Genomic DNA, 13,907 nt, shown 5'->3' with positions numbered 1-13,907 from the left:
CTCCCCCACAAGGGGGGAGATCGACACGCGGTGAGGTTTACGCCAAACGCTGAGGTCAGAGCGAGTAGCTGCGCCCAGCCAATCTCCCCACCTGTGGGGGAGATGCCCGGCAGGGCAGAGGGGGTACCCCAGGGTACACCCTATCCATAGCCCCTAATCCCGCTTCCCCTGAAAGAACCCCCGCAGGATCTCCGCCGCCTGCACCTCGCTCATCCCCGAATACACCTCCGGCGCATGATGGCACGTCGGCTGCGTATAAAACCGCACCCCACTGTCCACCCCGCCGCCCTTCGGATCCTCGGCCCCATAATAGAGCCGGCGGATGCGCGCGAACGAGATCGCCGCCGCGCACATCGTGCAGGGTTCCAGCGTCACGTAGAGATCGGCGCCCGTCAGCCGCTCCTGGCCAAGCGCCTCGCAGGCCATGCGGATGGCGGCCACTTCAGCGTGCGCGGTGATGTCGTTGAGCTCGCGGGTGCGGTTGCCGGATGAGGCAATCACGATGCCGTCGAGGACGACGACCGCGCCGATCGGCACCTCGCCGCGCGCGCCCGCGGCACGCGCCTCCTCAAGCGCCAGCTCCATAAATTGATTTGTCTTCACGATCCGACAATTTCCACTTAACCGCAGGGGCGCGAACTGATAGAAGGCCCCAAAAGGCAGGCAAACAACAAATGACATTCAAAGACAAGCCAAAACGGCCGGGTGGCAAGCCATCCCCGCGCGATACCGGCGCGAAATCGGGCGAGAAGCCCGCAAGGAAGTTCGCAAAATCGGCTGACAAGGCGGATGCCGTGTCCGACGTGACGAGCGACAGCAAGGCGGAACGCATCTCCAAGGTGATGGCGCGCGCTGGCGTTGCCTCGCGTCGCGATATCGAGCGCATGATCCTCGATGGCCGCGTCACGCTGAACGGCAAGCCGCTGGACACGCCCGTCGTCAACGTCACGCTGACCGACAAGATCGAAGTCGACGGCATGCCGATCCGCGGCATCGAGCGCACCCGCCTGTGGCTCTACCACAAGCCGGCCGGCCTGGTGACCACCAATGCCGATCCGGAAGGCCGCCCGACCGTATTCGACAACCTGCCGGATGATCTGCCGCGCGTCATGTCGATCGGCCGCCTCGATATCAACACCGAAGGTCTGCTGCTGCTTACCAACGACGGTGGCCTGGCGCGTGCGCTGGAACTGCCGACCACAGGCTGGCTGCGCCGCTACCGCGTGCGCGCCCACGGCGAGATCGACCAGGAAGCGCTCGACAAGCTCAAGGACGGGATCGCCGTCGACGGCGTGCTCTACGGCGCCATCGAAGCGACGCTCGACAAGGTGCAGGGCTCCAACGTCTGGCTCACCATGGGCCTGCGCGAAGGCAAGAACCGCGAAATCAAGAACGTGCTCGGCGCGCTCGGTCTCGACGTCAACCGTCTTATCCGCATCTCCTACGGCCCGTTCCAGCTCGGCGATATCCCCGAGCGCGCGGTGATCGAAGTGCGTGGTCGCACCCTGCGCGACCAGCTCGGCCCGCGCCTGATCGAGGATGCCAAGGCCAATTTCGACGCGCCGATCTACAACGCGCCCGCCGTGACCGAGGAAGAGGAAGCCGACGCCAAGCCCGAGCGCCGCGAACGCTCGTGGAGGCCGGAAGACAAGCGCGAACGCGCGCTGAGCCGCCTCGACACCAAGCGCGACGACAAGCGTGATGACCGTCGTGGCGGTGATCGCGACCGTGATGGTGGCCGTGGCCCAAGCCGTGGTGGCGACCGCAAGGACGAGGGCCCGAAGCGTCCCGCGCTCGGCAGCCGCCGCAACGCCAATGTCTGGATGGCGCCCGGCGCCCGTCCGCTCGGCGAAAAGGCAGCCGCCAAGGCCGAGAAGAACGCCCAGACGGCGCTCCGCCGTGGCGAGAAGCCTGGCCGTTCCAAGCCGCAGCCGACAAGCTACGACGAAGGTCCGCGCGTGCAGATCAACCGCGCCCGCGACGAAGAGGGCGAATGGATCCGCTCCAGCGATGTGAGCCGCGACGACGACCGCAAGCGCGGCGGCGACCGTGGTGATCGTGGCTTCGGCGACCGTCCGCGTGGCGACCGTTCCTTCGGTGATCGCGGTGACCGCTCCGGCGGCGACCGCACGGCACGCGGCGACCGGCCTTATGGTGATCGCCCACCCCGTGGCGACCGCCCCTTTGGCGACAAGCCACGCGGCGAGCGCAAGCCGCGCGAGGATGGCGACCGTCCACGCTCCTTCGGCGACCGCCCCCCTCGTGGTGACAGGCCACGTGGCGATCGGCCTTTCGGCGATCGTCCTCCCCGTGGTGACCGGCCGACAGGCGACCGCCCGTTCGCAGCCAAGCCTCGCGGCGACCGCAGGCCGCGTGAGGATGGCGACGACCGTCCGCGTTCCTTCGGCGATCGTCCGCCGCGTGGCGACCGGCCGTTCGGCGACAAGCCGCGCCGTCCGCGCGAAGAGGGCGACGAGCGTCCCCGCGCCAACCGCTTCTCCGGCGAGGCTCGCTCCGAGCGTCCGGCCGGCGAACGTTCGTATGGCGACCGGCCCCGTGGAGAACGTCCGCAGGGTGATCGTCCCCAGGGCGAACGCCCGAGAGGTGATCGTCCCTTCGGCGACAAGCCGCGTGGTGACGGGCCGCGCGGAAAGAGCTTTGGCGGCAAGCCCGGCGGCTCCAAGCCGGGTGCGAAGAGTTTTTCGGGCAAGCCTTCGGGCGATCGTCCCGGTGGCGGTGGCAAGCCCTCGGGCGGGCCGTCTCGTGGTGGACCAAAAGGCAAGGGAATAGGACGCGGTGCGGATCGTCGGCGGTGAGTTTCGCGGACGGTCGCTCGCCGTGCCTAAATCCAACGACATCCGGCCGACTGCCGACCGGACGCGTGAGAGCCTGTTCAATATTCTGAGCCATGCCTATCCGGAATGCGTCGATGGCACCCGGATACTCGATCTCTTTGCAGGCACCGGCGCCGTCGGTCTGGAAGCCGTCTCGCGCGGCTGCCGCCATGCGCTCTTCGTTGAAAACAGCGTCGAGGGCAGGGGGCTGCTCTGGGAAAACATCGATGCGCTCGGCCTGCACGGCAAGACACGTATTCTGAGGCGCGACGCGACCGATCTTGGGAGCGTCGGGAACCTCGAGCCGTTCCAGTTCCTCTTCGCCGACCCGCCCTATGGCAAGGGTCTCGGCGAAAAGGCAATGGCTGCGGCCGCGAGGGGTGGTTGGCTGTTTCCGGGCGCGATTGCCGTGCTCGAGGAGCGCGCCGACGTTGCCGTTTCGGTCGATCCTTCCTATCTGTTCCTGGAAAGCCGGATTTTCGGCGATACCAGGGTGCATTTCTACCGCTACCAGCCGGAGTAGGTAGCGGCTATCGGGGGTAAAGGGTGACACAGCAGGCCGAAAAGACCAGTTCCGCGTTCCCTGCTCTCGAAGATGTCGCCTCCGGCGCGTCGCCGCGTATCGCGATTGCGTTCGGCGGCGGCGGCGCCCGTGGGCTTGCCCATATTCACGTCATCGAAACGCTCGACGAGCTCGGCATCCGCCCGGTGGCGATTTCGGGTTCCTCGATCGGCGCCATCATGGGCGCCGGCATGGCGGCCGGCATGACCGGCGAGGCAATCCGCGAACATGCGCTGATGACCGTCGGCAACAAGACCGCCGTCGTCAGCCGCCTCTGGGGCCTGCGCCCGCAGACGGTGCGCGACGCGGTGGCGAACGGCGTGCGTATCGGCCAGTTCAACCTCGAGCGTATCTTGAAAGCGTTCCTCCCGGCCGATCTCCCCGATCGCTTCGAGGATCTGCCGATCCCGATGACGGTGACCGCCACAGATTACTATGGCCAGCAGGAGGTGCTGGTGAGCGAAGGCCAGCTGTTTCCGGCGCTCGCGGCCTCTTCCGCCATCCCCGCCGTCTTCATGCCGGTCCGGCTGCATGGCCGGGTGATGATCGACGGCGGCATCAGCAATCCCGTCCCCTATGAGTGCCTTATGGACCGCGCCGATATCGTCATCGGCATCGATGTCGTTGGCGCCCCCGAGGGTGACGGCACTCATATCCCGAACCGCATGGAAAGCATCTTCGGCTCCGGCCAGCTGATGATGCAGACGGCGATCACCCTCAAACTCCGCATCCAGCCCCCCCACATCTTCCTCCGCCCCGCCGTCGGCCGCACCGGCGTCATGGATTTTCTAAAAGCTCGCGAAGTGCTGGCCATGTCTCAGGGCGTCAAGGACGAGCTGAAATATGCGCTGGATGGCGCGATCGAGGCGCATGCGAGATCCGAGCGGCTGTGATAACGTCCGCTTAGGAGGGCGTCATGAGCAACGCGAACCCATCAATGCGTACAGTCAGATTGAAAGCGTCCGACGAAGTCTGGTCACTGATCGACCGCGCCGCGAAGCTACGAGGGCAGACAAGCGCCGAGTTCATAGTCGGTGCCGCGCAGGGCGCAGCCGAGGATGTCCTTGCTGATTGCCCGGTCGCGTTGGTCCCGGCCTCAAGCTACGACCACTATCTCCAAATCCTGGATCAGCCGCCACGCAATGATGGCTTTCGACGGCTCATGCGCGTGGAAAAGCCCTGGCAGGACTAAGCATCCGCCACCGCATCCCCCGTGCCCGCCAGCGGGTCCTGCGAGAAATCCATCGTCCGCTTCGGCTTGACCAGCGGTTCCGGCTTGACCGGTTGCGAATAGAGCATGTCGCGGCCGGCCTGCAGTCCCTCGGTGACCTGCAGTACCAGTCGCTGTTCGTCGCGGCGGCGGATGTCTTCGCCGATCTCATATGCGGCGGCCTCGCTGATGCCGAGGGCTTCCAGCGTCCGGCGGCCGAACAGCAAGCCTGATTCCAGCGTCTCGCGCAGTTCGTAGTCGACGTTGAGGTTGCGCAGCGCGATCGAGTGGACGCGGTCGTAGGAGCGCACGAAGAGCTTGGCCTCGGGGTAGTCGGCCTGCACCAGCTCGACGATCTTGTCGGTCACCTCTCGTTTCTGTGTGCAGACGACGACGATCTTGGCATGGTCGATGCCGGACGCGCGCAGCACGTCCTTGCGCGTGCCGTCGCCGAAATAGATGCGAAAGCCGAAGGAGGAGGCCTGGCGGATACGGTCGGCCGAGGTGTCGATGACGGTCACCGCGCGCCCGCCGGCAAGCAGGATTTGCGCCGCGATCTGGCCGAAACGCGAGAAGCCGATCATCAGCACGTCGGCGCCGGCCCCCTCGAAATCCTCTTCCAGCGTCTCCTTCGTCTCGCCGCTCTCGAGCCGCTTGGCAAGCTTCGTGCCGATGGGCGTCAGCGCCATGGAGAGCGTCACGATGGCGATCAGTAGAGAGGCAGTGCTCGACGGCATCAGCGACGAAGCGCCCGCCGTCGAAAAGAGCACGAAGCCGAATTCCCCGCCCTGCGGCAGCAGGAAGGCAATGCGGATCGCGTCATTGTGATCGGAGCCCGTCAGCCGGCAGAGCCCGTAGATGATCAGCGCCTTCGCTGCCATGACAACAGGCACGGTGACGAGGATGACGAGCGCGTTGTCCCAAAGCACGTCGAGCTGCAGCGACAAGCCGACGGCGATGAAGAAGATGGCGAGAAGCACGCCGCGGAAGGGCTCGATATCCGCTTCCAACTCGTGTCGATAGGAGGATTCCGCCAGCATCACGCCCGCCAGGAACGCTCCCATCGCCATCGACAATCCGGCCATCTGCATCAGCGCCGCCGATCCCATGACGACGAAAAGGGCTGCCGCGATCATCGCCTCGCGCGCACCGGTGCTGGCGATGATCTGGAACAGCGGCGTCAGCAGATAGCGCCCCATCACGATCATCGCGCCCACAGCGCCGATGGCGATCCCAAAATCGACGATCGGCGTGCCGTGGCCCTTGCCGGTGTCGAGAATATTGATCAGCGCCAGAAGCGGCACGATGGCTAGGTCCTGGAACAAGAGCATCGAGAAGGAGCGCTGTCCGTAACGCGTGCTGACATCGCCGTCGTCTTCAAGGATCTGCATGGCAAAAGCGGTGGACGACAGCGCCAGGCCGAAGCCGGCGATGCTGCTGCCGCGCCAGTCGAGCAGGCCGGAGAGATCGGCGAGCGCGGTCAGCACCAGCCCGGTGAGGATCACCTGCGCCGTTCCCAGCCCGAAGATGTCGCGCCGCATCTGCCAGAGACGGCTCGGCTTCAGCTCCAGCCCGATGATGAAGAGCAGGAACACCACGCCGAGCTCGGCGACGTTGAGGATCTGCTCTCCGTCAGTCAGCCCGTGAAAGATCGGGCCGATCACCACGCCGGCGGCGAGATAGCCGAGCACCGTTCCAAGCCCCAGCCGCTTGAAGATCGGGGCCGAAACGACGGTGCCGCCGAGCAGCAGGATCGTTTCGGTGAAGAGGGCGTTGGGCTCGGACATCCGCTAAGCTTCTTTCAATGGTCATGGTTGCGCAAGCAGCGCGAAAAAGAATCGGCACTGTCGGCCTTGATGCTTTCCGTAGCGCACAATAAATGGAACGCGAAGGAAAGGCCAAACCATGTCCTCTGAAATTGATTCCTCGACGCTTCTCTCCCGCGCCAGCCAGCTGATCGATCTCGCCAGGAAGGCGGGCGCCGATGCCGTCGATGCGGTGGTCGTCCGCTCCCGCTCGCAATCCGTCAGCGTGCGGCTCGGCAAGGTGGAGGAAACCGAATCCTCCGAGAGCGATGATTTCTCGCTGCGCGTCTTCGTCGGCAAGCGTGTCGCCAGCGTCTCGGCCAATCCCGGCTTCGACATGTCGGTGCTCGCCGAGCGCGCGGTCGCCATGGCCAAGGTCTCGCCGGAAGATCCCTTCGCCTGCCTGGCGGATGAGAGCCGGCTCGCCAAATCCTATCCCGACCTGCAATTGCTCGACAACACCGAGGTCTCCGCCGATCAGCTGCGCGAGGCAGCGCTTGCAACGGAAGCCGCCGGCCTTGCGGTCAGTGGCGTCACGAATTCCTCGGGCGCCGGTGCTTCGGCCGGACGCGGCGGCATGGTTCTCGTCACTTCGCACGGCTTCGAAGGCAGCTACATGGGCTCGCGCTTCGGCCGCTCCGTCAGCGTCATCGCCGGCGAGGGCACCGGCATGGAGCGCGATTACGATTTCGACAGCCGCATCTATTTCTCCGAGCTTGATGATCCGGCCGAAATCGGCCGTCGCGCCGGCGAGCGGGCCGTCAAGCGCCTGAAACCGCGCCAGGTCGATACCGGCAAGAACGTCACCGTCATCTTCGATCCCCGTATCGCCCGCGGCTTCGTCGGCCACATCGCCGGCGCCATCAACGGTGCCTCGGTTGCCCGCAAGACCAGCTTCCTGCGCGACAAGATGGGCGAGCAGGTGCTGAAATCGGGCCTGTCGATCACCGACGATCCGATGATCGTGCGCGGCCCGGCCTCGCGGCCCTTCGATGGCGAGGGTGTTTCCGGCGAGCGCATGGTGATGATCGAGGACGGCGTGCTGAAGCAATGGTTCCTTTCCACGTCGACCGCCCGCGAGATCGGCATGGAAACCAACGGCCGTGGCGTGCGCGGCGGCAATGCGGTGACGCCAGCCTCGACCAACCTCGCGCTCGAGCCCGGCGATATCTCGCCGGAGGACCTGATCCGCGGCGTCGGCAACGGCTTCTACATCACCGAGCTGATCGGCCAGGGCGTCAACATGATCACCGGCGAATACAGCCGTGGCGCCACCGGTTTCTGGATCGAAAACGGTGAATTGACCTTCGCGGTTTCGGAAGTGACCATTGCATCGAACCTCAAGGAGATGTTCATGCGGGTAACGCCTGCCAACGATATCGACCGCAAGTACGGGGTAGCCGCCCCGACGATCGCGATCGAGGGAATGACGCTGGCCGGACGGTGATCGCGGGCTAAAGCGCGTCGCGATCTTTCAGATTCGCTCGTTGCGCTTTAGGTCTTTCTTTTACCGCATGTCTTCATCGCAAAACCGCTTTACACTTTTGCGCGACATGCTCTAGCCGCTGACGGATTGGAACTTGGGATGAGCGACGTGGACAATGCCCGCTGGCAGAGCGATCTGGACCTGATCGCCGACGCTGCAAAGCGGGCGGGTGCCGTGGCGCTCAGCCATTTCAACCAGTCGCCGGAGGTCTGGTGGAAGAACGAGGGCCGCTCGCCGGTCAGCGCCGCCGATTTCGCCGCCAACGAAATCCTTGAGACCATGCTGCGCGCCGCCCGCCCGGATTACGGCTGGCTGTCTGAGGAGACCGAGGACAGCGCCGATCGCCTGTCGCGCGACACGCTCTTCATCATCGATCCGATCGATGGCACGCGCGGCTTCCTCGCCGGCCAGAAGCTCTGGTGCGTCAGCGTCGCCGTTGTCCACAAGGGCCGGCCGGTGGCCGGCGTGCTCAACGCGCCGGCGCTCGATGAGCTCTATGAGGCGGTCGCCGGTGGCATCGCCTTGAAGAACGGCCTGCCGATCCGAGTCTCGGAGCCGAAGCCGCCCGTTCGCTTCGCCATTGCCGAGGACGTGCTGAACGGCTTCAAAGAGCCGCTGCGCAGCAAGATCGAGCGCGTCAAGCACGTGCCCTCGCTCGCCTACCGCGTCGCCATGGTGGCCGATGCAGCGATCGACGGCACCTTCGTGAAGCGCAATTCTCACGACTGGGATCTGGCCGCCGCCGATCTCATTCTTGAGAGGGCAGGCGGCCGCCTCGTCAATCTCGACGGAACGGCGCTGACCTATAACCGCGCGGATGTGAGACACGGCGAGCTTTGCGCCGGCTCTGAGCCGCTGTTGAATGAATTTCTATCCCCTATCGCCGCGCGCTGAGCAGTTGACGTTTCCGTCAAAATCCCTCAGATGAAACGGCGGAGGAGCAGATGAAGGAAGTGACTGAAATGACCAAGTCCGGTGAAAAGAAGCAACTGTTGCACCTCGTGTTTGGCGGCGAACTGGAAAGTCTCGATGACGTGCAGTTCCGCGACCTCTCTGGCCTGGATATCGTCGGCATCTTCCCTGATTACGCATCTGCACTGACGGCCTGGAAGTCCAAGGCGCAGTCGACCGTTGATAATGCCCACATGCGCTATTTCATTGTCCATATGCACCGCTTGCTTGATCCCGAAGACAAGTCCGGCAAATAAGTTTTCGGCCCTCGTGGCCCTGTTTTACCCAGCCGCCTGCCTTATCCGGGCATAGGGGTGGCTGTTGACGCATTCTGAACAAACTGATCGGTCATTTCGGCCGCAATGATATTTGGGAATGGGTTGATGTCGATCATCGTTGATCGGAGACGTGTTATATGAGCGGCCGCATGGCGCGTTTGGCGCTGGGCGCTTATCAGGCGGTTGGGACGTTGATTACGCCCTTCGTCGGCGGCTACCTGACCTATCGCGCCGCCAAGGGAAAGGAAGACAGGGCCCGGCGGCTTGAGCGCTCTGGCTATGCCAGCGCCGATCGCCCGGCCGGCCCGCTAGTCTGGTTCCACGCCGCAAGCGTCGGCGAAATGAACGCCGTCATTCCCCTTATCCGCGAGATACGTCGCCGCGACGTTCACGTCATCCTGACGACGGGTACGGTGACCTCGGCCAAGCTCGCCGCCGAGCGCGTCGGCTCCGAAGTCATCCACCAATATGTGCCGCTCGACCTGAAGCCTGCCGTCAGCCGCTTCCTCAATTACTGGCAGCCCGATTGCGCGCTGATTGCTGAATCCGAGATCTGGCCGGCAACGGTTCTCGAACTCGGCCGCCGCCGCATCCCGCAGATCCTCGTCAACGCCCGCATGTCCGATCGCTCCTTCGCCCGCTGGACGCGCCGCCAGGCGCTGGCCGAGGCGCTGTTCGAGAACCTGGCGCTCGTCATCGCCCAATCCGATGTCGATGCCGAGCGTTTCCGCGATCTGGGCGCCCGCCAGGTGCTGATGTCCGGCAATCTCAAGGTCGATACCGACGCGCCGTCCTATGACCCCGCCACCTTCGCCCGCTACCAGCAGCAGGTCGGCGATCGCAAGACATGGGCGGCGATCTCAACCTTCGATGGCGAGGAGAAGGCCGCCGGCATCGTTCACCGCACGCTGAAGGAGCGCAACGGCCAACTGACCATCATCGTGCCGCGCCATCCCGAGCGCGCCGATGCCATCGAGGCCGAACTGGTCAAGCAGGGGCTCAAAGTCGCCCGCCGCACCCGCGACGATGCGCTGACACCCGATATCGATGTTTTCCTCGGCGATACGATCGGCGAGATGGGGCTTTATCTGCGCATGACCGAGGTCGCCTTCGTCGGCCGCTCGCTGTTCGGCGAGGGCGGGCAGAACCCGCTGGAGCCGGCCATGCTCGGATGCGCGGTGCTGTCGGGCAGCAATGTCCAGAATTTCCGCGAAGCCTACCAGCGGCTCGCCCGCCGTGGCAGTGCCCGCATGGTGCGCGACACCGAGATGCTGGCCAAGGGCGTGCATTATTTGCTGACCAACGACCCGGCGCGCCGCAATATGATCGAGGCTGGCGCCGCCGCCGTGCAAGAAATGCGCGGTGCGCTGACGGCGACGATGAAGGGTCTCGAGCCCTACATCAACCCGCTGACGGTGAAGGCCAGACTGCTGCCGAAGACGGCGGCGCAACGCTAGAGGCGGACGAGGTTATGCAGGCGATCAAGGGTATCCTGTTCGACAAGGACGGCACGCTTCTCGATTATGACGAGAGCTGGCTGCCCGTGAACCGCGAGCTGGCACGCATCGCCGCCAGGGACGACGCCGCACTTGCCGACCGCCTGCTGCTTGCCTGCGGCATGGATCCCGTCACCGGCCACATCGTTCCCGACAGCCTGCTCGCCGCCGGCAACACGCGCCAGATCTCGGAAGGCCTCGTTGCCGCCGGCTCGACGGTTCCCGCCGACGAGCTGACGGTGAGGCTCGACGAACTCTTTTCCCACGCCGCCGATTTCTCCGTGCCGGTCACCGATCTCGCCGCCTTCTTCGCCCGCCTGCATGCGCGCGGCTTCAAGCTCGGCGTCGCCTCCAGCGACAATGAGCGCTCGATCCGCCAGACGGCCAAGCGCTTCGGCTTTGCGGAGTACATCGATTACGTCGCCGGCTATGACAGCGGCCACGGCACCAAGCCGGAGCCAGGCATGGTGCTCGGCTTCTGCGCGGCCACCGGTCTCGACCCCTCCGAAGTCGCCGTCGTCGGCGACAACAACCACGATCTGCACATGGGCCGCAACGCGCATGTCGGCCTGGCGGTCGCGGTTTTGACCGGCACCGGATCGCGGGAATCGCTCGCCGCCGCCAGCGATCATTGTCTCAACGATATCACCGAGCTCGAAGGGCTGCTGCCCAACCTGCAGTTCGCCTGATCGACCAAAGGCTTGCTTTTTCTTGAAAATTGCCTTCTCTTTTCGCCCGGTTAGGGGTGGCGTCCGCGTTGAGCGGACCGGTGGCGCGAAAGGCAGGACGGCAAAGATGGTATCCGAAGCGCCACCGTTCTGGTGGACGAAAGCCGATTGGCGCGCCTGGACGCTTTATCCGATCTCCTTTCTTTATGGCCGTATCTCGGGCTACCGCATGGTCAACGCCAAGCGCGCTTCCGTGCCGGTCCCCGTCATCTGCGTCGGCAATTTCACCGTCGGCGGCGCCGGCAAGACACCGACCGCGATCGCGATCGCCCGTGCCGCCAAGGCCAAGGGTCTGACCCCAGGCTTCCTCAGCCGAGGCTATGGCGGCTCGCTCGATGTGACGACCGTGGTCGATGCCGGCCACCACCGCGCCGTGGCCGTCGGCGACGAACCGTTGCTTCTCGCCCGCGAGGCGCTCACCGTCATCTCCCGCCGCCGTGTCGAGGGCGCCAGGCGCCTCGTCAAGGAAGGCGCGGACCTGATCATCATGGATGACGGCTTCCAGAGTGCCAGGCTCGCCATCGACTACGCGCTGCTCGTCATCGACGCCACGCGCGGCCTCGGCAATGGCCACATCGTTCCCGGCGGCCCGGTGCGCGCGCCGATCAAGCTGCAGCTGCGCTACGCAACAGCGCTTCTGAAGGTGGGCGCGGGTGCCGCCGCTGACCAGATCGTGCGCATCGCAGCGCGCGCCGCCAAACCCTATTTCACCGCCTCCGTCACCGTCTCCGATGGCGCCGACCTGAAGGGCAGCCGAGTGCTGGCTTTCGCCGGCATCGCCGATCCCTCGAAATTCTTCCGCACGGTGGATGGCATCGGCGCCGAAACCATCGCCCGCCGCTCCTTCGGTGATCACGAGCACCTGACGGACGACGAGATCGACGACATCCTCGAAACCGCCGCCCGCGACGACCTCCAGATCGTCACCACCTCCAAGGACTTCGTGCGGTTGATGGGCCACCACGGTAAGGCCGAGACACTGGCCGCGAAGTGCCGGGTGATCGAGGTGGAAATGACCTTCGAGGACCATCTGGCGCCGGGGCTGATCATCGATCGCGCGCTTGATGCGTGCAGGGAACGGCGGCTGAAGGAGAAGGCGGCGGGGTAGGGGACACGCGCCTCTCTAGCGATCCTCCAATGCCGGCGAGGCGGCGGCGATCCGGTCCAGGTTCCCGATCAAACGGGTCAACAGCGTCACGAGCTGCTTGGTCTCCGCTTCCGAAAAGCCGTTCAAGGCGTCGCGATTGCCTTGCATCAGCGTTGCGATTGCTTCCGGCATCCGCGCCCGCGCATCCGCTGTCAGAACGATCCGGCGGCTGCGCCCATCGGCGGGGTCGGGTGTCCGTTCGATCAGGCCGTCGCGCTCCATCCGGGCAAGCATCTGCGCCATCGGCGGCTGCTCAACCTTGGCGAAGTGAGCAAGGTCGCGTTGCGTGCTCGCATTTCCCTGTCGAAGCGCCACCAGCACCGGCAATTGGCCGACACCGAAACCATGCCGCTTGAGACGCGTTTCCGCCAGCCGCGCGAAGCCGCGCGCTGCAAGGCTGATGAGGTGGCCCGGCGTGGAAAGTACGTCCATGTCCATATTCAGCAGTGTCCCGTTCAGCGGTTGACGAAAATACATACGTACATATATAAAATGACGGGCCGATATGGTCAAGGACGGTCGGAGACTGGTTTTCAAAGGGAATTGGAGAGACGTCATGTCGGAAAAAGACAGCCTGCTGATCGGCCACATCTATGATCGCTTCAACGCACGGGACATTGACGCTGTGCTGGCGGTGCTCACCGACGACGTCGCTTGGGCGAACGGAATGGACGGCGGCCATGTCCACGGACATCAGGCCTTGCGCGATTACTGGACGCGGCAATGGTCCATCGTCAGTCCCCATGTCGAGCCGGTGTCGGTACGCCGCACAGCCGATGACCGTATTGCCGCCGAGGTGATCCAGACCATCACCGATCTCGATGGAAAGCCGCTGCAGGGGCAAAGCCATGGGCTGAAGGACAAGACGGTGGTCCATCTCTTTCAAATGGCCGGCGACAAGATCGCGCGCTTCGATATCGAGGACGCCGAATAGAACGGCATGTCGGATGCCGCCGTGGCCAATCGTCTCTACAATAGATTCAACATGGAGGAGACGTCATGCCCCGCTATCTGGTAGCCATTCACCACCCCGACGACTACGACCCCGCCGTTTCGGAAGACGAGGCGATGCATCGGGCGATCGATGCGCTGAACGACGAGATGGTCGCGGCCGGCATCCGGCTCTTCGTCGGCGGCCTGCATCGGGCGGGCACCGCCAAGTCGTTGCGCGCCGATGCCGATGGAACCGTGTCGGTGAGCGATGGTCCCTATCTCAAGACCAGCGAGCATGTCGGCGGTTTCTGGGTGCTGGAGGCGGATGGCATGGAGGATGCGCTGGCCTGGGGCCGCAAGGCTGCCATTGCCTGCCGGGCGCCTGTCGAGGTGCGGGCTTTTCATTAGGGCGCTGTCATGCCGTGGAGACGAGGGGCGCTGTTGTGCCGTGTGGCGCCCCCCTCTGTCCTGCCGGAC

15 protein-coding genes are annotated in these 13,907 nt (G+C 64.8%); 12 read left to right on the top strand and 3 right to left on the bottom strand.

Annotation, left to right across the window (positions count from 1 at the left end):
* Nucleotides 1–153: 153 nt before the first annotated feature.
* Complete coding sequence (locus tag B3605_RS01100) at nt 154–585, bottom strand: nucleoside deaminase (RefSeq protein WP_183795326.1); 432 nt, start codon at nt 583–585, stop codon at nt 154–156.
* A gap of 89 nt (nt 586–674) precedes the next feature.
* Between B3605_RS01100 and B3605_RS01095 the strand changes: the two genes are divergently transcribed.
* The 4 genes from B3605_RS01095 to B3605_RS01080 are packed head-to-tail and all read left to right on the top strand — an operon-like array spanning nt 675 to nt 4,588.
* The gene (locus tag B3605_RS01095) at nt 675–2,816 is read left to right on the top strand and encodes a pseudouridine synthase (RefSeq protein ID WP_112973700.1); all 2,142 of its coding nucleotides are present in this window, start codon (nt 675–677) and stop codon (nt 2,814–2,816) included.
* Entirely contained in the window at nt 2,797–3,357 is a 561-nt protein-coding gene (gene rsmD, locus B3605_RS01090) for a 16S rRNA (guanine(966)-N(2))-methyltransferase RsmD (RefSeq protein WP_112944550.1), read from the top strand. The genes B3605_RS01095 and rsmD overlap by 20 nt, the downstream gene beginning before the upstream one ends.
* Before the next feature lie 23 nt (nt 3,358–3,380).
* On the top strand, nt 3,381–4,289 hold the full coding sequence (locus B3605_RS01085) for a patatin-like phospholipase family protein (protein ID WP_112944549.1): 909 nt from the start codon (nt 3,381–3,383) through the stop codon (nt 4,287–4,289).
* Between the two features lie 23 nt (nt 4,290–4,312).
* Nucleotides 4,313–4,588 (top strand): DUF1778 domain-containing protein, encoded by a 276-nt coding sequence (locus B3605_RS01080; RefSeq protein WP_112944548.1) that lies wholly within the window; start codon nt 4,313–4,315, stop codon nt 4,586–4,588.
* On the opposite strand, the gene B3605_RS01075 is transcribed toward B3605_RS01080, so the two are convergent.
* A complete protein-coding gene (locus tag B3605_RS01075; protein WP_112944547.1) occupies nt 4,585–6,393 on the bottom strand; it encodes a monovalent cation:proton antiporter-2 (CPA2) family protein in 1,809 nt (602 codons plus the stop codon). The genes B3605_RS01080 and B3605_RS01075 overlap by 4 nt on opposite strands.
* 118 nt (nt 6,394–6,511) lie before the next feature.
* Here B3605_RS01075 and B3605_RS01070 point away from each other — a divergent pair, with 118 nt between their 5' ends.
* The 6 genes from B3605_RS01070 to lpxK all read left to right on the top strand — a co-directional run bounded on the left by B3605_RS01070 (nt 6,512) and on the right by lpxK (nt 12,458).
* Nucleotides 6,512–7,858, top strand: coding sequence for a TldD/PmbA family protein (locus tag B3605_RS01070; RefSeq protein ID WP_112944546.1), 1,347 nt, complete (start codon nt 6,512–6,514; stop codon nt 7,856–7,858).
* A gap of 138 nt (nt 7,859–7,996) precedes the next feature.
* Nucleotides 7,997–8,791 carry a 3'(2'),5'-bisphosphate nucleotidase CysQ gene (locus tag B3605_RS01065; protein WP_112944545.1) on the top strand — a complete coding sequence of 265 codons (795 nt, stop codon included), beginning with the start codon at nt 7,997–7,999 and terminating at the stop codon, nt 8,789–8,791.
* 68 nt (nt 8,792–8,859) lie between these two features.
* On the top strand, nt 8,860–9,105 hold the full coding sequence (locus tag B3605_RS01060) for a DUF4170 domain-containing protein (RefSeq protein WP_026283020.1): 246 nt from the start codon (nt 8,860–8,862) through the stop codon (nt 9,103–9,105).
* A gap of 158 nt (nt 9,106–9,263) precedes the next feature.
* Nucleotides 9,264–10,583, top strand: a complete 1,320-nt coding sequence (gene waaA, locus B3605_RS01055; protein WP_112944544.1) for a lipid IV(A) 3-deoxy-D-manno-octulosonic acid transferase — start codon at nt 9,264–9,266, stop codon at nt 10,581–10,583.
* Nucleotides 10,584–10,597: 14 nt separating this feature from the next.
* Nucleotides 10,598–11,311 carry an HAD family hydrolase gene (locus tag B3605_RS01050; RefSeq protein ID WP_112944543.1) on the top strand — a complete coding sequence of 238 codons (714 nt, stop codon included), beginning with the start codon at nt 10,598–10,600 and terminating at the stop codon, nt 11,309–11,311.
* Nucleotides 11,312–11,417: 106 nt separating this feature from the next.
* Nucleotides 11,418–12,458 carry a tetraacyldisaccharide 4'-kinase gene (lpxK, locus tag B3605_RS01045; RefSeq protein ID WP_112944542.1) on the top strand — a complete coding sequence of 347 codons (1,041 nt, stop codon included), beginning with the start codon at nt 11,418–11,420 and terminating at the stop codon, nt 12,456–12,458.
* Between the two features lie 15 nt (nt 12,459–12,473).
* Here lpxK and B3605_RS01040 read toward each other — a convergent pair whose 3' ends face one another.
* Entirely contained in the window at nt 12,474–12,935 is a 462-nt protein-coding gene (locus B3605_RS01040; RefSeq protein WP_112944541.1) for a MarR family winged helix-turn-helix transcriptional regulator, read from the bottom strand.
* Between the two features lie 118 nt (nt 12,936–13,053).
* On the opposite strand from B3605_RS01040, the gene B3605_RS01035 reads away from it, so the two are divergent.
* Nucleotides 13,054–13,431, top strand: a complete 378-nt coding sequence (locus B3605_RS01035) for a nuclear transport factor 2 family protein (protein ID WP_112944540.1) — start codon at nt 13,054–13,056, stop codon at nt 13,429–13,431.
* A 65-nt stretch (nt 13,432–13,496) separates the two neighbouring features.
* Entirely contained in the window at nt 13,497–13,838 is a 342-nt protein-coding gene (locus tag B3605_RS01030) for a YciI family protein (protein ID WP_112944539.1), read from the top strand.
* Nucleotides 13,839–13,907: the final 69 nt, after the last annotated feature.

This window comes from Rhizobium sp. UBA1881 (assembly GCF_002338015.1).
Classification (GTDB): Bacteria; Pseudomonadota; Alphaproteobacteria; order Rhizobiales; family Rhizobiaceae; genus Rhizobium.
Note: the sequence above shows the minus strand (reverse complement) of the source record. Positions and strands in the feature narration are given on the sequence as shown.

Bases quoted from the DNA above. Each gene is read 5' to 3' on its own strand.
- B3605_RS01035 (WP_112944540.1), top strand. From the start codon at position 13,054: ATGTCGGAAAAAGACAGCCTGCTGATCGGCCACATCTATGATCGCTTC.
- B3605_RS01075 (WP_112944547.1), bottom strand. From the start codon at position 6,393: ATGTCCGAGCCCAACGCCCTCTTCACCGAAACGATCCTGCTGCTCGGC.
- B3605_RS01100 (WP_183795326.1), bottom strand. From the start codon at position 585: ATGGAGCTGGCGCTTGAGGAGGCGCGTGCCGCGGGCGCGCGCGGCGAG.
- B3605_RS01065 (WP_112944545.1), top strand. From the start codon at position 7,997: ATGAGCGACGTGGACAATGCCCGCTGGCAGAGCGATCTGGACCTGATC.
- lpxK (WP_112944542.1), top strand. From the start codon at position 11,418: ATGGTATCCGAAGCGCCACCGTTCTGGTGGACGAAAGCCGATTGGCGC.
- waaA (WP_112944544.1), top strand. From the start codon at position 9,264: ATGAGCGGCCGCATGGCGCGTTTGGCGCTGGGCGCTTATCAGGCGGTT.
- B3605_RS01095 (WP_112973700.1), top strand. From the start codon at position 675: ATGACATTCAAAGACAAGCCAAAACGGCCGGGTGGCAAGCCATCCCCG.
- B3605_RS01030 (WP_112944539.1), top strand. From the start codon at position 13,497: ATGCCCCGCTATCTGGTAGCCATTCACCACCCCGACGACTACGACCCC.
- B3605_RS01070 (WP_112944546.1), top strand. From the start codon at position 6,512: ATGTCCTCTGAAATTGATTCCTCGACGCTTCTCTCCCGCGCCAGCCAG.
- B3605_RS01050 (WP_112944543.1), top strand. From the start codon at position 10,598: ATGCAGGCGATCAAGGGTATCCTGTTCGACAAGGACGGCACGCTTCTC.
- B3605_RS01040 (WP_112944541.1), bottom strand. From the start codon at position 12,935: ATGGACATGGACGTACTTTCCACGCCGGGCCACCTCATCAGCCTTGCA.
- B3605_RS01080 (WP_112944548.1), top strand. From the start codon at position 4,313: ATGAGCAACGCGAACCCATCAATGCGTACAGTCAGATTGAAAGCGTCC.
- B3605_RS01060 (WP_026283020.1), top strand. From the start codon at position 8,860: ATGACCAAGTCCGGTGAAAAGAAGCAACTGTTGCACCTCGTGTTTGGC.